The 20,672-nt window shown below is 62.3% G+C and carries 19 protein-coding genes; 10 read left to right on the top strand and 9 right to left on the bottom strand.

Annotation, left to right across the window (positions count from 1 at the left end; translation table 11 throughout):
• Positions 1-3: 3 nt before the first annotated feature.
• From AC6JBC_RS16690 to AC6JBC_RS16680, 3 genes are all read right to left on the bottom strand, one after another.
• Positions 4-903: an NAD(P)-dependent oxidoreductase gene (locus AC6JBC_RS16690; RefSeq protein ID WP_498026587.1), complete on the bottom strand. Its 900-nt coding sequence runs from the start codon at positions 901-903 to the stop codon at positions 4-6.
• A gap of 204 nt (positions 904-1,107) precedes the next feature.
• Complete coding sequence (locus tag AC6JBC_RS16685) at positions 1,108-2,352, bottom strand: CaiB/BaiF CoA transferase family protein (protein WP_498026586.1); 1,245 nt, start codon at positions 2,350-2,352, stop codon at positions 1,108-1,110.
• Positions 2,349-3,149 carry a crotonase/enoyl-CoA hydratase family protein gene (locus AC6JBC_RS16680; protein WP_498026585.1) on the bottom strand — a complete coding sequence of 267 codons (801 nt, stop codon included), beginning with the start codon at positions 3,147-3,149 and terminating at the stop codon, positions 2,349-2,351. Before AC6JBC_RS16680 ends, AC6JBC_RS16685 begins: the two co-directional genes overlap by 4 nt.
• 106 nt (positions 3,150-3,255) lie before the next feature.
• Between AC6JBC_RS16680 and AC6JBC_RS16675 the strand changes: the two genes are divergently transcribed.
• The 8 genes from AC6JBC_RS16675 (at position 3,256) to AC6JBC_RS16640 (ending at position 13,133) form a co-directional block, all read left to right on the top strand.
• Positions 3,256-4,128, top strand: a complete 873-nt coding sequence (locus AC6JBC_RS16675) for a LysR family transcriptional regulator (RefSeq protein WP_498026584.1) — start codon at positions 3,256-3,258, stop codon at positions 4,126-4,128.
• Positions 4,129-4,216: 88 nt separating this feature from the next.
• A complete protein-coding gene (locus tag AC6JBC_RS16670) occupies positions 4,217-5,371 on the top strand; it encodes an acyl-CoA dehydrogenase family protein (protein ID WP_498026583.1) in 1,155 nt (384 codons plus the stop codon).
• 13 nt (positions 5,372-5,384) lie between these two features.
• Entirely contained in the window at positions 5,385-6,308 is a 924-nt protein-coding gene (locus AC6JBC_RS16665) for an acyl-CoA dehydrogenase family protein (RefSeq protein WP_498026582.1), read from the top strand.
• Positions 6,309-6,439: 131 nt separating this feature from the next.
• Positions 6,440-7,876 (top strand): NAD-dependent succinate-semialdehyde dehydrogenase, encoded by a 1,437-nt coding sequence (locus AC6JBC_RS16660; RefSeq protein ID WP_498026581.1) that lies wholly within the window; start codon positions 6,440-6,442, stop codon positions 7,874-7,876.
• Positions 7,877-8,066: 190 nt separating this feature from the next.
• Complete coding sequence (locus AC6JBC_RS16655) at positions 8,067-9,143, top strand: zinc-dependent alcohol dehydrogenase (protein WP_498026580.1); 1,077 nt, start codon at positions 8,067-8,069, stop codon at positions 9,141-9,143.
• A 40-nt stretch (positions 9,144-9,183) separates the two neighbouring features.
• Positions 9,184-10,455, top strand: a complete 1,272-nt coding sequence (locus tag AC6JBC_RS16650) for a sulfotransferase family protein (protein WP_498026579.1) — start codon at positions 9,184-9,186, stop codon at positions 10,453-10,455.
• A gap of 38 nt (positions 10,456-10,493) precedes the next feature.
• Positions 10,494-11,096, top strand: coding sequence for a TetR/AcrR family transcriptional regulator (locus AC6JBC_RS16645; protein ID WP_498026578.1), 603 nt, complete (start codon positions 10,494-10,496; stop codon positions 11,094-11,096).
• Between the two features lie 93 nt (positions 11,097-11,189).
• Complete coding sequence (locus AC6JBC_RS16640; RefSeq protein WP_498026577.1) at positions 11,190-13,133, top strand: flavin-containing monooxygenase; 1,944 nt, start codon at positions 11,190-11,192, stop codon at positions 13,131-13,133.
• Between the two features lie 81 nt (positions 13,134-13,214).
• Here AC6JBC_RS16640 and AC6JBC_RS16635 read toward each other — a convergent pair whose 3' ends face one another.
• From AC6JBC_RS16635 to AC6JBC_RS16615, 5 genes are read right to left on the bottom strand one after another with little or no spacing between them, the layout of a single operon-like run.
• Positions 13,215-13,967 carry an SDR family NAD(P)-dependent oxidoreductase gene (locus AC6JBC_RS16635; RefSeq protein WP_498026576.1) on the bottom strand — a complete coding sequence of 251 codons (753 nt, stop codon included), beginning with the start codon at positions 13,965-13,967 and terminating at the stop codon, positions 13,215-13,217.
• Complete coding sequence (locus AC6JBC_RS16630) at positions 13,964-15,085, bottom strand: Gfo/Idh/MocA family protein (protein ID WP_498026575.1); 1,122 nt, start codon at positions 15,083-15,085, stop codon at positions 13,964-13,966. Before AC6JBC_RS16630 ends, AC6JBC_RS16635 begins: the two co-directional genes overlap by 4 nt.
• Entirely contained in the window at positions 15,082-15,939 is an 858-nt protein-coding gene (locus tag AC6JBC_RS16625) for a sugar phosphate isomerase/epimerase family protein (protein ID WP_498026574.1), read from the bottom strand. The genes AC6JBC_RS16630 and AC6JBC_RS16625 overlap by 4 nt, the downstream gene beginning before the upstream one ends.
• Entirely contained in the window at positions 15,936-16,349 is a 414-nt protein-coding gene (locus tag AC6JBC_RS16620) for a VOC family protein (RefSeq protein WP_498026573.1), read from the bottom strand. Before AC6JBC_RS16620 ends, AC6JBC_RS16625 begins: the two co-directional genes overlap by 4 nt.
• 4 nt (positions 16,350-16,353) lie before the next feature.
• Positions 16,354-17,619: a DUF1214 domain-containing protein gene (locus tag AC6JBC_RS16615; protein ID WP_498026572.1), complete on the bottom strand. Its 1,266-nt coding sequence runs from the start codon at positions 17,617-17,619 to the stop codon at positions 16,354-16,356.
• Positions 17,620-17,859: 240 nt separating this feature from the next.
• Here AC6JBC_RS16615 and AC6JBC_RS16610 point away from each other — a divergent pair, with 240 nt between their 5' ends.
• Complete coding sequence (locus tag AC6JBC_RS16610; RefSeq protein WP_498026571.1) at positions 17,860-18,930, top strand: hypothetical protein; 1,071 nt, start codon at positions 17,860-17,862, stop codon at positions 18,928-18,930.
• A 70-nt stretch (positions 18,931-19,000) separates the two neighbouring features.
• Here the strand turns inward: AC6JBC_RS16610 and AC6JBC_RS16605 are convergent, their stop codons facing one another.
• Entirely contained in the window at positions 19,001-19,411 is a 411-nt protein-coding gene (locus tag AC6JBC_RS16605) for a nuclear transport factor 2 family protein (protein WP_498026570.1), read from the bottom strand.
• Between the two features lie 180 nt (positions 19,412-19,591).
• Between AC6JBC_RS16605 and AC6JBC_RS16600 the strand changes: the two genes are divergently transcribed.
• Positions 19,592-20,671, top strand: a complete 1,080-nt coding sequence (locus AC6JBC_RS16600; RefSeq protein ID WP_498026569.1) for an aromatic ring-hydroxylating dioxygenase subunit alpha — start codon at positions 19,592-19,594, stop codon at positions 20,669-20,671.
• The last annotated feature ends 1 nt before the right edge of the window (position 20,672 follow it).

Here is a 20,672-nt window from a genome sequence, read left to right as displayed (position 1 = left end):
GGATCAGTCCATCCGTGGCGTCTTGATACCCGCATTGCGGCAGGCATAGTCGAGCAGCGCCGAATAATCCTTCGTCGCATAATCGGTTGCCCGCGCGCCACCGAACGCCGCATGCGCCGCCGCGCCCATGGGCAGGCCGACGCGGTTTTCCGCCGCCGCGTTCATCGCCAGCGTCAGGTCCTTGAAGGCGAGGTCGATGGTGAAGCCGGGCTCCATATCACCCTTCAGCACCTTGTTCGCCATCAGCACATGGAAGGAACCATTGCGTGCCGTAGTGCCGCCGGTGACATCATGCATCGTCTGGATGTCGAGGCCCAGCTTGGTGCCAAGGGCGATGCACTCCGCGTCGATCTGCGCGGTCGACAGCAGCATCAGATTGTTGACGATCTTCATGCGGGTGCCCAAGCCGGGCTTGCCGCAGCGGAAGATGTCCGTGCCCATCGCCTTCAGGGCTGGCTCGACGCGCGCGAAGTCCGCATCTTCCGCGCCGACCATGAACAGCGATTCCCCGCGTTCGGCATGGAAAGACAGGCGGCCGATCGGCGAATCGATGAAGGCGATGCCCTTGTCCCGGCAGGCCGCGATGACGCGATCGGTGCCCTTGGTGTCGATCGTGGACAGATCGACCAGCAGCGTGCCCGCATCGATGTGCGCCAGCACGCCATCTTCGCCCAGCACCACCGCCTCGACATGCTGGGTCGCGGGCAGAACGGTGAAGACGATGTCCTGACCGCGCACCGCTTCCGCGACGCTCGCGGCTTTGGCCGCGCCGAGCGCTGCAACCTTGTCCATCTTCTCCGCGTCGATGTCGTACACCGTAACGGCAAAGCCCTTGCGCTGAAGGTTCGATGACATGGGCAGGCCCATGGCGCCCAGGCCGATGAAGCCGATCTTGGTGGTCATTCTATCTTCCTCTCTCAAATTTCGAGCCGGGCGGTCCCGGCATGATGAACCCCGTTACTCCGTCACCCCGGACTTGATCCGGGGTCCCGCTGCCCTCAGGGCGCGGCGAACAAAGAAGCGAGACCCCGGATCAAGTCCGGGGTGACGAGGAGTTGCGTCCTTCAGCACCTTCTCCGCGTCTCCGCGCCTCCGCGTGAAAAAAACTCAATGCAGCTTTTCCGCGATAACCCCCGCTTCCACAAGCGCCGCGATCTGCCCTTCGGACAATCCCAGCACGTCGCTCAACACGTCACGCGTGTCCTCACCCGAACGCGGCGGCGCGCGGCGATAGTCGGCGGGCGTCTTGGAAAATTTCCCCGGATAGCCCAGCACCTTGACCGGCGTGCCGTCCGACCGGACCATGTCCTTGATGACGCCACGCGCGGCGATATGCTCGTCGGCAAGAATGTCGGGTATCTCATTGACCCGTCCACCCGGCAGCTTCGCCGCTTCCATCGCGGCGATCAGATCGTCCGACTTCCACTTGGCGATCGCCGGTCCCATCTCGTCCTGCAACGCCTTGCGGTTGGGCGATCGGTTGCCATTGTCGATGAAGCGCGGATCGTCCGGCAGGTCCGGCCGCCCGATCAGATCGCAAAAGCTGCGGAACTGCCGGTCATTGCCCAGCGCTACCAATATGTCGCCGTCGGAGCAGGAGAAATCCTGATAGGGCACGGTATTGGGATGCTCATTGCCCAGCCGCCGGGGGATCATGCCCCCGTTCATGTAATTGGACGCCTGATTGGCGAGCAGCGCCACCTGCGTATCGAGCAGCGACATGTCGATATGCTGGCCCTCGCCCGTGCGGTCGCGATGGGCGAGCGCGGCAAGGATGGAGATCGCCGAATATAGCCCGGTCACAAGGTCGCTGATCGGGATGCCGACCTTCATCGGCCCGCCGCCCGCCTCACCGTCGGGGCGGCCGGTGATCGACATCAGCCCGCTCATCCCCTGGATCAGGAAGTCGTACCCGCCGCGATCCTTGTACGGACCATCCTGACCAAAGCCGGTGATCGAACAATAGATGAGCTTGGGATTGATCGCCGACAGCGATGCATAATCCAGCCCATATTTGTTGAGGCCACCAACGCGGAAGTTCTCCACGACGATGTCCGCGCCCAGCGCGATCTCTCGGATCAGCTCCGCCCCGCGCGGGTCGGCCAGGTTGATCGCGACCGACTGCTTGTTGCGATTGGCGCACAGATAATAGGCCGCGTCCTTCGACCCGTCGTCAAGGAAGGGAGGCCCCCAGCGGCGTGTGTCGTCGCCCTGACCCGGCTGCTCGACCTTGATCACGTCCGCGCCCAGATCGCCCAATATCTGCGTCGTCCACGGCCCCGCCAATACGCGCGACAGGTCGAGCACCTTGATCCCCGCTAGGGGACCGGTTGAGGTTTGCTGATCGCTCACTTGTTTTTGAACTCCGGTGCGCGCTTGCCAAGGAAGGCGGCGATCGCTTCATGATGGTCTTCGGTATAGTGGGCGAGCGACTGATACCCCGCCGCCATTTCCAGCAGCGTCGGCAGCTTCATGTCCGCGCCCTCGCGCATCAACCGCTTCGCCATGCGTGTCGCATGACCCGGATTGGCGGCGATCTTGCCCGCCAGTTCCAGCGCCCGGTCCATCAGCTTGTCGGCGGGCAGCACTTCGGCAACCAGCCCATATTCCAGCGCGGTCTTGGCATCGATCGCATCGCCGGTCAGCGTCATGATATTGGCGCGCTGCGGCCCGATCAGGCGCGGCAACAGCCATCCGCCGCCACCGCCGGGAATGATGCCCAACTTCACATAGCTTTCGGCGACCACGGCAGTGTCGGCCATCAGGCGGATGTCGCACATGCAGCTGATGTCCAGGCCAAGGCCGATCGCCGGGCCGTTGATCGCCGCGATGATGGGCACTTCCAGTTCATGGATAGCCGGGCCGATCATCTGCACGCTGGTGCGATAAGCGTTGCGAATTTCATAGGGCGTGCCGCCGAACATGCCGGAACGTTCGGCCATATATTTGACATTGCCGCCCGCGCTGAATGCCTTGCCATTGCCGGTCAGGACGATGGCGCGCACCGAATTGTCCCGCACCATCTGGCGGCAGAAATCGACGATCTCCTCGCTCTGCTCGACCTCGGTGATGGTGTTGCGTTCGTCGGGACGGTTGAAGCGGGCGACAACGACGGGGCCGTCGCGCTCGACGAGAAGGAACGGTTCCAAGCGGGACTCTCCCAAGGCAGCATGGAAAGAAGATCGCGGGACGCTAGGCGTTGGCTCTCATTGAAGCTAATATTGATTTTCGCTCATCCGATATATGGAAGCTATCATGGAACTGCGCCAGCTCCGCTATTTCGTCATGCTCGCCGAAACCGGCAATTTCCACCGTGCGGCGGAGCGGCTCAACATGTCGCAGCCGCCGCTAACGGTCGCCATCCGCAAGTTGGAGGAAGAATTGGGCGCCGCCCTCTTCGTGCGAAGCGCGCGAGGTGTCACGCTGACGGCAGCAGGCCGGGCTTCGCTGGAGATGGCCCAGGCGACCTTGGCGCAGGCGGACCGCTTCCGGGAGGCCGCGCGGGAAGGCGCGGCGGGGGAGCGCGGCCAGTTGCGGGTGGGCTTCGTCGGATCGGCCACCTTCGAATTGCTCCCCCGCCTCATCGCCGAATATCGCCGCCGCTACCCGGCCGTCGAACTGGTGCTGGAGGAAGCGACCAGCGCCGAAATCGCGCGAAAACTCGCCGCCGCCGAGCTGGACGTTGGCCTTGTCCGCCTGCCCTTGCTTCAGATCGCGGCCGTGGACACGCAGGTCATCGACCCCGACGAACTGCACGCGGCCTTGCCCGAAGGCAGCCCCTTCGCCGACGCGGAAAGCGTGGCCCTTGGCGATCTGGCGCAACAGCCCTTCATCCTGCAAAGCCGCATCAGCGTCCTCCATTCGATCACGCTGACCGCCTGTCAAAAGGCCGGCTTCATGCCCATCGTCGCGCAGGAAGCCGCGCAACTGAGCGCCGTTCTCGCCCTGGTCCGCTCCGGCCTCGGCGTGGCGCTCGTGCCCTCCCGCGCCGCAGGCTCGGTGCCGCAGGGCGTCCGCCTCGTTCGCCTGGCGACGAAAGTGCCGGTCCTGACAGGTGTTGCTTTACCTCGCGAAGCAGCCAACCCCCTCGCCAAAAACTTCGCCGCCATCGCCTCCGATAGTCATTGAATATCGAATAACCAAAATTCGATATTGGACTATAAAGTCACAAAACGCGATTTACTCGCCACTTCCTTCTTGGTTTCACGAGGCCGGCTTGTTCGAAACACTCACCCTTTCCGCCCTCCCGCCCGAAGATGAGGCGATCCGCCCGGCCCTCCGCGCGCTCATTCAGGAAGCGATTGCCGAACTGCCGGTACACCGCCGCGCCCGATCCTGGCAGGGTTTCGACGCCGCCTTCAGCCGAAAGCTGGGACAAGCCGGTTATCTCGGCCTCTCGCTGCCCAAGGAATATGGCGGCGTCGGCCGCGGTCCCTTCACCCGCTTCGTCGTGGTCGAGGAACTGCTCTCCGCAGGCGCCCCGGTCGCCGGGCATTGGATCGCCGACCGCCAAAGCGGCCCGCTGATCTTGCATTACGGCACCGAAGAACAGCGCCGCTTCTACCTTCCCCGCATTTCAAAGGGCGAAGCGCTTTTCTGCATCGGCATGAGCGAGCCGGGCTCCGGCTCCGACCTCGCCAGCGTCCGCAGCCGCGCCGAGCAGCAGGCCGACGGCGGCTGGTTGCTGAATGGCCAGAAGATCTGGACCACCAACGCGATGCACAGCGATTATATGATCGCCCTGGTTCGCACTTCCGGCACCAGCGCTGACCGTCAGCAGGGCCTGTCGCAGCTGATCGTCGATCTGAAAGCGCCCGGCATCACCATCCGTCCGATCGTTGACCTGACCGGCGACGCCCATTTCGCGGAAGTCTTCTTCGAAGACGTCCGCCTCGCCCCCGACGCGCTGATCGGCGCGGAAGGGCAGGGGTGGAAGCAGGTCACGGCCGAACTCGCCTTCGAACGCAGCGGGCCAGAGCGCATCTATTCCTCCGTCGTGCTGATCGACGCCTGGGTCCGCCATCTCGAAGCCGTCGGCCGCAAGGACAGCGCCACGCTCCGTCTCGTCGGATCACTGATGGCGCAGCAGGCGGTGCTGCGCGAAATGTCGCTGGCCGTTACCGCCCGGCTGGTCGCGGGTGAAAGCCCGGTTGTCGAAGCGTCCCTGATGAAGGACCTCGGCACCAGCTTCGAACAGGCCGTGCCGCAGCTGATCGGTGACGATCTGGCCGCCAATCCGGACGAGGCGGTCGATCCTGAATTATACCGCACTTTGCTTTATGTCACCCATATCGCGCCCAGCTTCTCGCTGCGCGGCGGCACGCGTGAAATCCTGCGCGGCATCATCGCCCGCGGCCTTGGCCTGCGCTGAAGGGAGCCACTTCATGGACATGTCCGAACTGATCGATCCCTTCGCTCGCCTGATCGAAGACGTCTGCACCCCCGCCGCGATCCGCGAGATCGAGCAGGGCGGCGACAGCAGCGCGATGTGGAATGCCTTTGTCGAATCCGGTTTCCTCGACGCCCTCGTCGCCGAAGAGTCGGGCGGGGCAGGACTCTCTTTGGAGGATGCCGCGCCACTGATCGCCTTGCTCGGCCGCCATGCCGTGCCGCTGCCGGTTGGCGATACGATGATCGCCCGCGCGCTGCTCGCCGCAGCTGGCCTTGATGCGCCCGAAGGTCCGATCGCGATCGCCACGGGCGCTGGCGCAGTGCCCTTCGCCGCAGTCGCCTCGCACATTTTGTCGGGCGCCCCCGACGCGCCGGTGCTGACCGCCGCAAAGGTCGAACCAACCGGCATTCCCCATGATGCGGACGCCTATGCTTCAGGGCTGAACGGGGCTGCATTGCGCCCCGTCGCTGCTGTGCTTCGGGCGCAACTCATCTCCGGCGCGGCCGGTCGGGTCATGGAAATGACCGTTGCCTATGCCAATGAACGCGTCCAGTTCGGCAAGCCCATCGGCAAGCAGCAGGCAGTGCAGCAGCAATTGTCCGTCCTCGCCGAACAGGCCGTAGCCGCCCGCATCGCCGCCGCGATCGGCGCGCGCTCGGGACTTCAGCCAAAGCTTGCCGACGCCGCAATCGCCAAGCATGGCACGAGCCTCGCCGCAGGTCAGGTCGCGGCGATCGCCCATGCGGTTCATGGAGCGATCGGCATCAGCGAGGAATATGACCTGCAATTGCTCACCCGCCGCCTGCATGGTTGGCGTCTGGCTGATGGGTCGGAAAGCTATTGGGCGGGCATATTGGGTGAGTTGAGGCTAGCGGCCGCTGCATCGCCGACCGCTGATTTCATTCGGGGCGCCTGAACCGCGCCTTTCGTCGGCGGCCGGACCTTCCCCCTACCGATCAGGAAGGGTAAGAAGCCGCCAACCCATGCGCCGCTGATCGTCAAGGAATTGAGCTTTGCAGCGCACCCAAGACCTGGAGAACCCTGCATATGACCAATTCGACGCCACGCCCCATCATCGATGGTCAGGAACGCAGCCAAGGTTCGCTCGGCACGATGCAACTGGTCAACCCGGCTACCGAAGAACTGATCGCAACGCTGCCGTCCTGCGGGGCTGAAGAAGCGGCTGAAGCAGCCCGGCTGTCGGTTGAAGGCTTCGCGCAATGGTCCGCCATCTCGCCCTTCGAACGCAGTAAGGTCCTGCGCCGCGCCGCTGACCTGATGCGTGCTGAGGCTGACGAAGCCGCCGCTGAAATGACGCGCGAAGGCGGCAAGCCACTGGCGCAGGCGCGGGGCGAATGGCTGGGGTCGGCGGATCTGCTCGACTGGTATGCGGAAGAAGGCCGCCGGGCTTATGGGCGTTTAATTCCGACGCGCGCGAGCGACATGCGCTGGGCCGTGCAGCGCCGCCCCGTCGGTCCCGTGGCCGCGTTCACGCCGTGGAACTTCCCGGCATGGACCGTCATGCAGAAGGTCGCACCGGCACTGGCGGCAGGATGTTCGGTCGTGCTGAAGTGCGCCGAAGAAACGCCGAGCGCCGGGTGGCGCATCGGTCGGGCGCTGCTGGCTGCTGGCCTGCCACCCCGCGCGATCAGCGTGATCTGGGGTGACCCGGCTGCGATTTCCGCCACCCTTTGCGCGGCGCCGGAAATCCACAAGGTGACGCTGACGGGATCGACCCGCGTTGGCCGCTTGCTGGCGCGTGCGGCCGGGCAGCACCTGAAGAAGGTGACGATGGAACTGGGCGGACATAATCCGGTGATCGTCGCGCGTGATGCCGATCTTGCCACGGTCGTTCCGCTGGCGGCGGAATTCAAGTTCCGCAATGCAGGGCAGGTATGCGTCTCCCCCACCCGGTTCCTGATTGAAAAGCCGCTCTATGCCGATTTCGTCGCGGGCGTGACCGAAGTGGCCAGTAAGCTGCGCGTCGGTGATGGCATGGCTGCGGACACGCAGATGGGGCCGCTGACGACAGCAGGCCAGCTTTCCAAGATCGAGGCGCTGGCGGCGGACGCGGTGCAACGCGGTGCGAAGATCGAAACCGGCGGGTCGCGCATCGGCAATCGCGGCTACTTCTTCCAGCCGACCGTGCTGTCGGGGATGACGCCCGAAATGGACGCGATGAATGAGGAGCCGTTCGGTCCCCTCATGCTCGTGATGCCGGTCGACGACATCGACGCCGCGCTGACGGAGGCGAACCGGCTCCCTTATGGTCTTGCGTCCTATGCCTTCACCAACAGCATGAGCACCGAACGCAAGATTTCCGAAGGAATCTATGCGGGCATGTTGGGCATCAACCATTTCGCGATGGCGATGCCGGAAACGCCTTTTGGCGGAGTGGGCGACAGCGGCATGGGGTCCGAAGGCGGCAGCGAAGGCATGGAAGCTTACCTCAGGCCCTTCCTCATCTCTGCAAAGATCGGATGAAATAGCCGTCGTGCCCCGGCGTGAAGGGGCTGCCTAATGCTGATCGAATGATGCTGCCCCGTGCCTGTCAAAAGGTGCGGGGCAGTTTTCGTTCGGCCTGCACTCGGCCCGCCGTTAGCCGCTTCTCTTCTTGACTCGGAAACTGATTGGTTTACCAATTTCGCCGAACAAAAAGTGAGGAGAGGACGTCATGAGCGATTCCCAAGGCGCGGGCGCGAATCCGGATCAGCAAAATTCCGCAACCATGCCGCTGGCGCGCGTTCATGGCGTTGGTGACATGCGCGTCGATCAGGTCGCCATGCCGGTCGTCGGTCCCCATGATGTGCTGGTGCGCATCGGCGCCATCGGTGTATGTGGCAGCGACCTGAGCTATGTTGCCGCAGGTGGCCTGGGCGGCGGCGCGCCGCTCGTTGAACCCCTGCCCATTGGCCATGAATTTGCGGGCGTCGTGGAAAAGGTGGGCGCGCAAGTGCATGGCATTCAGCCGGGTCAGCGTTGCGCCGTCAATCCCGATGCGGGGCTGATCGGTGGGGGCGGGCCGACGGGCGCCTTTGCTCCGTTCATCCTAGTTCCGCACGCCCGCGCTGGCGCCGACATCTGCCCTATCCCCGATAGCTTGCCGCTTGAAAAAGCAGCGCTGGCCGAGCCTCTGTCCGTGGGCTTGCACGGCGTGAACATCGGTCGGGTACAGCCGGGCGACAAGGTGGTGATCCTCGGCGCGGGTCCGATCGGCCTGTGCACCATCATCTGTCTTCGCCATCGTGGCGTGAAGGACATATTGATCGCCGACCTGTCGGACGCCCGACTTGAACGCGCTCGCCGACTTGGCGCTGCGATCACCGTCAACCCATCGCGCGAACCGCTTGTCGAGGCGATCGGGACGCACGGAACCGGTGAGAGGTTCGGCATGCCCTTTGTCGGGACCGATGTCATCATCGACGCCGCCGGAGCGCAGCCGCCACTGGCTGAGTTGCTCGACGTCGCCAAATTCCGCGCGCGGATCGTGATCGTTGCGCTTCACAAAAAGCCGATGCCGGTCAATTTGTGGAAGATGATGGCCAATGAGTTCAGCATTTCCGGGTCGATCGCGACCGACCGGGAAGACGAATTCAACGAATGCCTCCAGATGCTGGCGAGCGGCGAGATCAATGTCGATCCGCTGATCAGCCATCGTATCGCGTTCGACAAATTGGATGAGGCCTTCCGCATCGCGGCGGACACCGAAGCATCTGCCAAGGTCATCGTCACTTTCCCACAGGCTGCGTGAAGCGGGCTTGCGCCACGCTACACGCTGAGAAGGATTAAAAATGAGCGAAACCATGCAGCCCGAGCCGCAGGAAATTCATATCGACGACATGGCGGACCCGGTTGTCACGCCAATGATCGAGGCGGCCCGCCAGGGACCCGCCGACCGGCCCGACCATATGACGGTGGATCAGGTTTTGGCCCAGGCTGTTGCCAACTCCGGCGGCCTCGATGATTTCGGTGAGGATCAGAGCTTTCGCGAACGCATGGCGGTGACGCTTCAGGCGTGGGATGAGGATGAAGGCCTGGCCCGTGGCGGGCGCATCACCCTGCTCGACCATCTTGTCCGCGTCATGGTGAACCGCCTGCGGATCGAGGATGTCGTCAAGCGCCATCCTGAAATCCTGGACATCCAGATCGATCGTCCCTTGTTCATCGCGGGGCTACCGCGTTCGGGCACGACGCATCTCGTGAACTGGCTCGCCCGTGATGAGCGGCTGCGGTCGCTGACGCTCTGGGAGGCAGAGGAGCCCGTCCAAGTGCGCGAACTTGCGCCCGGCGAAGTTGACCCGCGTATAACCCGCAGCGCGGAGCTATGGGGGGCGTTCGAAGCGATGCTGCCCCACATGGCGGCGATGCACGGCATGGATGCAGCATCGATCCATGAGGATAATGAACTGCTCTACATGGACCTCAACTGTTACAGCTGGGAGTTCCAGTCCCGCATTCCGGGTTGGATCGACCATTATTTCGCTCATGACCGCACGCCCAGCTATGCCTATGAAAAGAAGGTACTACAGGTGCTGACCTGGCATCGCGGTCCCAATCGCTGGTTATTGAAATCGCCGCAACACATGGAAAATCTGGCCGCGATCAAGGCTGTTTTCCCCGATGCGACGATGGTCATCACGCATCGCGATCCCATCGCTGTTCTGCGGTCGCTGACCACCATGCTTGGCTATAGCGACCGTATCCGCCGCGACCCGATCGATCCTCCTGCGCTTGCCCGCCTCTGGCTGGACCGGATCGAGCGGCTGCTGCGCGCCTGTGTCGATCAGCGGGACGCATGGGGTCCGGAACAATCGGCCGATCTATTGTTCCACGAATATATGGCCGATCAGGAACGGGTGATGCGGGAGGTTTACGCGCTGGCGGGGCTGGAATTGACCCCAGAGGTCGAAAATCAGCTGCTTGGCTATCTCAACGAAAATCCGCGGAACAAGCATGGCAAGGTGATCTACGACCTCGAAGGGGTGTTCGGCCTGAACGAAGCCGCCGCTCGGGAACGTTTCGCCTTTTATTATGACCGCTTTCCAGTGCGGCATGAGGCCTGATGGGGACGTCCGCAACCGCATCTGCTGAAGGGAAATCAGTGCCTGTCCCGGCGCGGGTCGGCCGGGCAGACCAGACGCTCGCAAAGAAGCGCCGCCTGCTCCAGATCGCGCGCGAGGAGTTCATCCGCCAGGGCTATCGGGCGGTCACCATGGACGCGATTGCTCAGGCGGCGGGCGTGTCGAAGCGCTCCCTCTACCTTTGGCATGAAGACAAGGCGGCGCTGTTCCGGGCGTGCCTCGCCGCCGGGGTGGAGCGTTTCCCGCTGCCGCAATTCAGCGAGCCGGCGGATCTTGAGGCCGATCTGCGCGTCTTTGGCGTCGCATTGCTCCGCGAATTCACCAGGCCATCCACCGTTGGCATGGCGCGGCTGTTGATGCGCGAAGCGCATGAGTTCACCGAATTCGCGCCGATGATCCAGCAGAGCCAGGATGATTATCTTGTCCTGCCATTGGCCAACCATCTGGATCGGGCGGGCATCGCGCAGGACAACAGGACGGCAGCAGCCAAGCTGCTTCTGTCGATGCTCCTGATGCCGGTTCACAGTTATCTGCTGATCGACGCCGCTCTGCCGGATGAAGAGGGATGCGCGGCCCATGTCAGCAGGGCGGTGCGCACCTTTTTGCAAGGCTGTGACGGCTAGGACGACAGCGTCGCTTGACTTCGGGAGCGGGCCTGAATATCCATAAGTAAGTAAACACTTACAAGTACATTGAGTCGGAGAGGTTGTAAGGCGATGGTTGAACATGCCGATAGCGCAGTGATGGCACGGGACTGGCACGATCGCAGCCTGCCGCTTGCCGACAGTGAAGAGTTGCGGAACGCTCTGGACGAGGCGAACATCCAGACGCTGCTGATGGTCTATGTGCATCTGACGCACGACGCGGCGATGCTGGACATTTTCGGCAACTATATCAAACCGCCCTTCTCCGTCCCTGGCACCGAAATCCCGGCCGAATATCTGCACGAACTGCGTGCCAAGCTGCTGCATGTGCTGACCACGCCGGGCGCGGCGCGGGAGGATGATCCTTCCGAAGCGCTGATGAAGCGGATGATGAGCGTCGGCGTGGGCGAGGAGGTCGCGGACGAATTCCTGCCGCTGCTGTTCGACCAGATCGGTTTCAAACTGCCCAAACCCCGCAAGGAAATTGAAGGGCGCACGCCGCCCCAGCCCAGTTTCAAGGTGCTGGTGATCGGCGCGGGCATGACCGGCCTTGCTGCCTCGCTGAAGCTGGAAGAAGGCGGTTACGAGCATATCGTGATCGAGAAGAATCCCGAAGTCGGCGGCACCTGGTACGAAAATCGCTATCCCGGCGTCGGCGTCGATACGCCCAGCCACTTCTATTCCTATTCGTTCGAAATCACGCCCGAATGGACCCATTATCATCCCAAGGGCGTGGATATGCAGAAGTATCTGCTGCACGTAGCCGACAAGTACGACCTGCGCCGCAACATCCGCTTCAACACCGAAGTGGTTGCCCTGCGCTATGACGATGCGGAAGCCGTGTGGAACGTCACGGTTCGCGGCAAGGACGGCACGGAAGAAGTCATTCGCGCCAACGCCGTCATCAATGCTCACGGCCCGGTGAACCGCTGGAAGTGGCCCGATATTCCGGGCCGCGAGGAATTCCAGGGCAAGATGATGCACACCGCGACCTGGGATCCGTCCACCCGGATCGAAGGCAAACGCGTCGGCATCATCGGCACTGGCGCCAGCGCCGCGCAGTTGATCGGTGCGATCGCCGATCAGGTCGGCGAACTCACCGTGTTCCAGCGCACCCGCTACTGGACGATCTACAATCCGGAGATCAATCACGAAGTCTCGCCGGGCATGAAGTTCGCCCTGCGCTACATCCCGCATTTCCGCGAATGGTTCCGTTTCCGCGTCTATTGGTTCGCGGCCGACGGCCTCTACGCCAATGTCGTCAAGGATCCCGAATGGCCGGTCGATAGCCCGTCCGTGTCCGCCATGAACGAAGGCGCGCGGCAGTGGGCACTCGCCCATCTTGAGGCGAAGTTCCACGATCGCCCCGATCTTAAGGAAAAGATGACGCCGGACTTCCCGATCTTCTCCAAGCGCATCATCCTGGACGCCGGCTGGCTGGACGCGCTCAAACAGCCCAATGTCACGCTGGAACAGGGCGGCATCGAATGCTTCACCCCCAAGGGCATCCGCCTGAAAGACGGGACGGAGTATGAATTCGACATCATCGTCTGCGCCACCGGCTTCGACGTCGCCAACATGATGGGCAAGCTGGAAATCCACGGCAAGGGCGGCCGTTCGCTCCGCGATGAATGGGGCAAGGACGATCCGCGCTCTTATCTGGGCGTGACGGTGCCGGGCTATCCCAATTACTTCATGACGGTCGGTCCCAACAGCGCGCCCAACCATGCGGCCGGGCAGAACCTGATCTCCGAAGCGCAGGTGAACTACATCATCGAATGCCTGGACTGGGTCAATGAAGCCGGTGCTCGTGCTGTCGAGCCTACGCAGCAGGCCTTCGAGCATTGGAACGGGCAGGTTGAAGAGCAGATGAAGAACATGATCTGGACCCACCCGAGGGCGAACAGCTACTATAATAACTCGAAGGGCCGCGTGTTTCTGTCGTGGCCGTGGCGACTGGTGGACCTGTGGAACCAGACACGTGGTCCCGCCAAGGAGAATTTCGAGCTGCATTGATCGCGGGTCGAAAGGAACGACATAGCGAAAGAGCCGGTCTGTAAGGACCGGCTCTTATCGTTTCTGCCTATGTGCGCGCAATCAGCCTGAGATTGTATAGCCACCGTCAACAGCCAGGGTCTGACCGGTAATCCAGGCCGCGCCGGGGCTCGAAAGGAAAAGGATCGCATTGGCGATATCTTCGGGCGCACCGGGACGGCCCAGCGGCGTCCTTGCGAGCGTCGGTGCCATCCACTCTTCTTGCGCGAAGGTCCCTTCGGTCATGCGGCTGCGCGTCAGCCCTGCGGCGACGGCGTTGACGCGAATGCCGCGCTCCCCCCATCTGACTGCGAGTGACCGGGTCAGGCCGAGCAGGCCGGTCTTGGCAGCGCCATAGCCCGGCACAATCGGAATGCCGAAATAGCTGCTCATCGACGCGATGCCGACGACGCTTGCACCGCCTGCCATGTTGCTTTGAGCCAGCAGGTCCGCGCTCTGCCGCGCCATGCGGAAAGCGCCAATCAGCAGCATGTTGACGGAGCGCGCGAAAACATCAGGCTCATATTCGTCAAGGCCGAGACTGGGCAGCGCCACCCCGGCGTTGTTCACCAGAATGTCGAGCTTATCCAGGCTGGCCGCCACCGCGTCGATGCTTTCGCCGTCCTCAATATCCATCTGCAGATAGCGGTAGCCTGATAGGTCGCCATCATATTCGCTGGCGCTTCCGCGCGTGCCGGTGATCGTCACAATCGCCCCGGCTTCAAGATAGGCGGCAGCGGCGGCGGCACCTATGCCGCTGGTGCCGCCAGTGACAAGGACATGCGCCCCGGAAAAATCATAGGATGGGTTCGTCATACAGTCTCCACTTCAACCCAGCGGCCTTCCGCTGCGGAAAGGCGCGCAGCATCGAGCACGGCCTGTCCTGCCGCCGCATCAAGAAAATCGCCCGCCGGATCAGGCAGCGGCGGCGTGCGCCCTTCGATCCTGGCCTTCATCTGGCGGAACAGCTTGGCATAAGGCGCGACATCGAACCCCTGCGTGTGCCAGCGATCCATTTCCGTCTGGATAAGCTCGGCGACGGCAAAGGGTTCGGGCGCGGGATTGACCAGTTCGGCAGGCATCGGAACCTGCCGCGCGCCGTTCCCGTCCTTGATCCACACCTCTTCGGGATCACCAAAGGCGTTGCCAGACTGAATCCAGGCCGCGCCCTTCGTCCCTGCCACCTTGGTCGCCATGACGAACGGGCCGGGGAAGCTCATCGCCGCCTCGATCACGCCCATGCATCCGCTCGCGGTCCTGAACTGCACATTATAATAGTCGTCGGACGTCATTGCGGGGCGGGTCGTGGAAAGCTTGCGCAAGATCGCGTTGACCGCCACGATCTCTCCCAAGGTCGAACGAACCTGATCGATCATGTGCGTGCCGAAAGCGCCCAGGAAGCCGCCGCCTTGCGCAGCATCGGTCCACCAATCGGCCAGAGGCTCTTCCTCGCCCGTGCCCGGCTGCTGGTAGATGCGGCTGAACATCAGCGGATCGCCGATCAGGCCATCCTGCACCACGCGCCGCAGCAGCGCCTGCGCGCTGTCGAACCGGAACTCCGCGCCCAGGGCGTGGACGACGCCAGCCTTGTTCGCTGCGTCCAGCATCTCGCGCGCCTGCGCCAGATCGCGCGCAAAGGGCTTTTCGCACATCACGTTACGTCCGGCGGCGATCGCCTGCATCACGGGTGTGTAGTGCGCGTGCGGCGGCGTTGCGACCGTCACCAGGCGGATCGCCGGATCGTCGGCGAGCACCTGCTCCAGATTATCGGATGCCAGCGGGATGCTGAGGGGAGCCGCACGCTCCGCCGTGCGTTCCCTGTTGCGCCCGACAATAGCACGAACCTCGAAGCCCGCCTCCCGCAGCGCCCTGACATGCGTGAACAGGCCAAAGCCGGTGCCTACGACGACCGCGCCTATTTCTTCTCCACTCATTGTACTTCTCTGGCCTTTCTGATGATGTCGCGGGCTGCTGGCGCCCATGAGGCGATGGCTTCATCCATCGGCGCTGCACTGGTCGCAGCGGAAAAAATTTCGACCGAAATAGGCGCAGTCACCCCGATCCGATCGAGCGTGCGGATGAAACGGGTGAGGTCAAAGCTGCCCTGTCCCGGCACAAGACGGGCAGTCATCGTCTCGTGCATCAGGTCGGATTGCGGCTGCGCGGGCGCGTCGTTTATCTGGATGGTGTGAATGCGCGACCCCGGAATGCGCTCCAGCAGATCAAAGTTCGCCCCGCTGCGGAAGAAATGCCAGCTGTCGAGGGTCAGGCCGCCATTGGGCCTGCCCGCCGCCTGAACGATCGCCCAAGCACTCGCCAGGTCAGGGATGCCGCCAAAAGGAAGGAACTCGATATGCGCCTTCATGCCATGGCGGGCGGCCAGGTCGCACAAATCGGCAAAGGCTTCCGCAGCCTCATCAAGCGACGGCGTGACGCCCATCATCTCCACCGCCGTGACGGAGGATGACCCGATGCGCGCGGCGGTTTCCATCACGCGGTCTGGCGTCATCGAGCGGAGCAGGGCGGCCATAGGGACATCATCCCCAGCGCTGCGATGGCTGGGCAGCCAACAGGCCGTGCAATCCATCTCCATGATTGCCAAGCCGTGGTCCGCTATCCGCATGCCGATGTCGGCGGCATTCATCCCCGCCTCTTCCAAAGCCCAGATGTCGCCGGGCATCAGCGATATGGCGGAAAACCCGGCTGCCCGAGCGGGCGCCAGCCGTTCCAGCAGCGGAACCTGGATGAAGGGCGGGGCAGACAGGACCAGCATGGGATCGTTCGTCATGCGTCCTCCAGGCGGAAATTCAGTTCCAGGATGATCCCGTTCCGCTCTTCCACGAATAGTTGGCAGAGATTGGCCGGCGGATAATCCTTGCGCACGACGCCAAGACCGGCGGTTTCCAGTCGCGCGAACATCGTGGGCAGGTCGTCGCATTCCAACGCCACATGATGCACAGCGCCGCTGCCCCGCGCAGGAGTGAAGGGAAACGCGTCGTCGCTGGGATAGCGGCCCTCGACAGGGCCGATATGAATGATCGGACGACCGTCAGGATCATATATCCAGCACCCCTTGTCGATGGACTCCGCCCCCGGCGCGACATCGGCGCGAAGGCCCAGCACGTCGCGGAAGAAGGCGGCGGTGCCGGGCACGTCGGCTGTCCGGATGTTCACATGGTCAAGTGTTCGTACAGTCATGACATCAATCCACGAACTGGCCGGTCAGGATTGCCGCGCGGGGATCAAGTGCGGCCGCGCCTTCTGTTTCCAAGCGCGCGAGCGGCAAGCGCCACAGATTTACTTCCGCCGTGCTTTCGGTTCGCACCAGCCGAAGCCCCCAAATGCCCCGCTCATGCCCATAGCTATTCACCCAGTTGCCGCCGAGGCCCGGATCGCGCTCGGCGATGATGATGCGGACCCGGCCATCAGGCTCGGCAACGAAACGATAGTTGTTCACCCATCCGTTGCCATCCTCGAACGTGTCGAGATTTTCCTGCCACATGTTGCAGATCTGGAAGTTCCAATATTCGCACTCAGGCGGCACGAATTCCAGCACCAGGGCGTCGTCCAGCCCCTTTTCCCAACCGCCAAAGGCGACGTGGCGATCGGGCACGCCACCGTTCGACAGATATTGCGCGCGGCTATAATCTAGCCGGTTCAGCTTCGCCGCGAAATTGCCCTGCGTGCCGTTCCACCAGTTCCGCACCAGTTCCGCATAGCCCAGCACGCCCTGCGCGGCCCATGCCAGATTGTTCGCCATCAGCGCGGGCGTCACGGGTTCAGGCGCCGCGCCATCCATCCGCTCGATCTGCAAGCCCGGAGCGGTTTCCTTTTCCCGGTCGCTCCAGACCAGCCGGATGAGGATGCAATTGGTATCCGGTTGCAGCTTCAGCCAATTCTTTCCTTCGCCGGGATCATTTTGCGACATGATGATCTCGAACGTCCCGTCATCTTCGATATGAAGCTGCTGACTGCCCAGGAAGCCGGTGGTTTTCAGGTTGGAAGGGTCGAACTGTTTCAATCCCTCTACGCCGAGCTGTGCCCAATCACGCGCGCCCAAATCGTCGGGCGCTGGCGCGGTCAATATGGCGAAGATGAAATAGGGTATGGTCCCGCGCGTGCCGATGATGCGGTAATCGCGGGCCTCATCGAACTGGCACATCAGATGGTCCTGATCGACCGTCTGCACGTTGATCGACTGGCGCCATACCATGTCGCGCAGGCGCGGCCGGGTGGGTTCTGCATTTTCGATCAGCCGCTCGAAGCTCGACCGGGCGACCCGCGTCAGAAAGCGATACCATTCCGCCCTGTCGAGATCGGACGGATCATCGCCGAACCGGTCTATCATTTTACCGGCGACTTTCAGGACGTCGCAGAAATCTTCCCACGACTGGCCGGACAACAGCCGTTGGGCGGCCCGCGATTCAATCTCGCGCTTGTCCATCGATCCTTTCAAGGCGTCAGTCATCGCGCCGCATCCTCTCCTTATTTGATGGAGGAAGGTGCCATCATCCCTGTCGCGCGGCCAGCCAATCTTCTGTCGATACCGTGCCATTATCCTTCCTGTGTGACGCAAAACATCCCGACCGGGCCGATGGACATTTCCATGCCAACCAGGATTGACGAAAAAGTTATAATTCGATAACTTTACGGCGTTCAAAGGCGGATGGAATGATTCGCCCGACATTTGGAGAGGAGTTGCAGAATCATGTTGAGCAATGAGCAGAAACGGCGGTTGTCCGACATGCTGCAGCCTGTTTCCCCGCCTCGTGAGGTAAGCAACGTATACACCGAGGATCAACGTCGGCGGCTGCTGGATGTCGTCCATAGCGGCGCCTGGAAGCTCATCATCGCGCAGCATTTTCCGACGCCGGAATCTCTGATCGCCACCTTCGCGGGCGGTTTTCCGGAAGGTTTCGAGCCGACGCTCGACATGTTCCTGACGCCGACATTCCGCGGCTTCTACGCCAATTATTCGACCTGCATGTACCCGGAGATTCAGGATACCTTCTACAATCCGACGTTCCTGGAATATGCCAAATCCTATTGGAACGCTGATTATGCCAAGCCGCAGATGATGCTGTTCAACGTGAACGGCCCCTGCGGCAATACTGATCCGGGCCATCTGGATTCGCCCAGCTTCCGTGGCGTGCGTTTCGAAAACTCGCCCACCTGGCTGTGTTCGATCATGGGCCGGTCGGGCCTGTTCCAGGACTATCTGATCAAAATGGCGCAGGTGATCACCTGGTTCAGCCATGATCCCAATAGCGGCTTCACCTATTGGCCCAAGGGTCCGCTGGAAAAGCCCGCGCGGTTACAGCCGCCCGTCTACAACCGTGGCGTGATTGTGCAGAATGAAATGCTCGTCCATCGCGGCGAAGCCAACGGCCCGATCGAGCGCCGCAAGCCGAAGGGGCTGGGCTTTGACTCCATGTTCAGCGGCGAACCGGGCAACCCCGATGGCTGGCTGGTGAAGACCGGGGACGAAGTCATCGAGCGTTACCATACCGACGATCTGCGCTTCCTGGTCCACTGGTCGGCGGAAGTGTTCGAAGATTATGCCGAGCTTAAGAAGAACATGGATGGGTCTGATAACCTCAGCTATGATCACGTGTTCGACACGTTGATCAAGGATGTCCGTTCGCGCGGTTTCCAGATTGAGACGCCGACTGATCCACTGAACGATCCGGCTTTCATCAAGGCACTGAACGCCGCTTACGACTATGGTGGCCCGGCCGAATATCCGGCCGAAGCGCCGCGCGAGCTGGTCGCCGCCTGAGCGCTGCCGGACAGCAAGAGTAGGAAGAAGGGGCGTCCCGTCGGGGCGCCCCTTTTTTCAGGGCCACCTTTCAGGGAGCGGGCTCCATGTCCTCCGGACCCCAATAGGCCTTCAGGCTGGCGATCTTTCCCTCTCCATCGAACGTGCAGACATCCAGCGACCTGATGAGCAGGCGCGGGCCTTCCGGCGGTTGAAACGTCACATCGAACACGAGCGCGGCCGCATTGGCATGCGATCCCCGGATCGGTGCGACCGGTCGGATATGTGTGTCAAAAGCGATCGTGTCGCTGAACCATGCGCGGATTTCCTCGCCGGTTTTGGGCGGAGAACCGACCGGGTCCTCGATCACCGCATGGGACGCGAACAGCGCCAGAACGCCGTCCCGATCGCCCGCGTTGATGCGATCCACATAGGCCTGAAGCGCGGCCCGCATGTGCGCCTGATTGGGTCCCGGCACGCCGGGTGGGGAGGATTCGGACATACCCTGTTTACCTTGTTATCCATAGAGTCATAACGGCGTTGGACCGCGCATTTAACATATGATCTTGCCTTTATAATGATGTTTTGCGTAGAAAGAGGAAGATTTCAAAAAGGCTATAAGCGAGGCTGTGACTCGCCGCATTAGCTGCTAATTTGCCATGGGCAGTGAGAGGATCAAGAAATGGCGACATCGTCGGACTATCGTCTGGGGGAATTCACCTTTCCGCGTGGCTGGTTCATGGTGGGTGAGAGCGCTGAGGCGACGAGCACGCCCAAGGCGATGCGCTACCTCGGCCAGGACATGGTGATGTACCGTGGCGAGAGCGGCCAGGTCTATGTGACGGAGGCCTATTGCCCGCACATGGGCGCGCATCTGGCGAAGAACACGACGAGCTACATCGTGCGCGATGGCGAGCAGGTGGAGGGCGAGTCGATCCGCTGCCCCTTCCATGGCTGGCAATATGGCCCGGACGGCCAGTGCAAGAACATTCCCTATTCCGACTTCGTGCCCAAGGCAGCCAAGCTCAAGACCTTCCCGGCGATGGAACGCGCGGGCACGATCTGGATCTGGCATGATCCCGAAGGGCTCGAACCCAATTTCGACCTGCCCGATTTTGGCGGCCATTATGATGCGCCGGGCTGGGTCAACTGGAAGATCGACTATATGGGCGATCTCGACATCCACCCGATCGAGGTGGTCGACAACATGGCCGACTTTGGCCACTTCATCCCGATCCATGGCGCGAAGGACTTTGTCTACTTCGCCAATGAGTTCAAGGATCACATCGTCCACCAATATTATGCCGCCGGGCACCGCACGCTGACGCTCAATCCCGAAGACGTGCTGACGCTCGACACCTGGTACACCGGCCCCTCGATCCTCCAGTCGGAGATGGCGGGAACCTTCGACAGCTTCATCATGATCACCCACACGCCGATCGAGGATGGCAAGATCCGCGTCTGGCATGGCCTGATGGTGCAGGTGAATGACGGTACCGCGCCCGTCACCGACGATCTGCGCGCCGCCGCGCTGGAATATCAGGAAGGCAGCCGCCTCGCCTTCGCCCAGGATGTCGAGATCTGGCAGAACAAGCGGGCCTGCCTCAACCCGCTCGTCATCCCCAATGACGGCCCCTATGGCAAGGTTCGGACCTGGTACAAGCAGTTCTACAATCCCCGCGACAAGACGCCCGACATGCACAAGCGCACCAATGGCCTGCATGTGACACTCGACAAGCGTAGTTCCACGCAGGCGGCATAAG

Source organism: Sphingobium sp. RC1 (genome assembly GCF_059738765.1).
The sequence above is the reverse complement of the archived record's forward strand: the minus strand, read 5'-3'. Positions and strand labels throughout refer to the sequence as shown.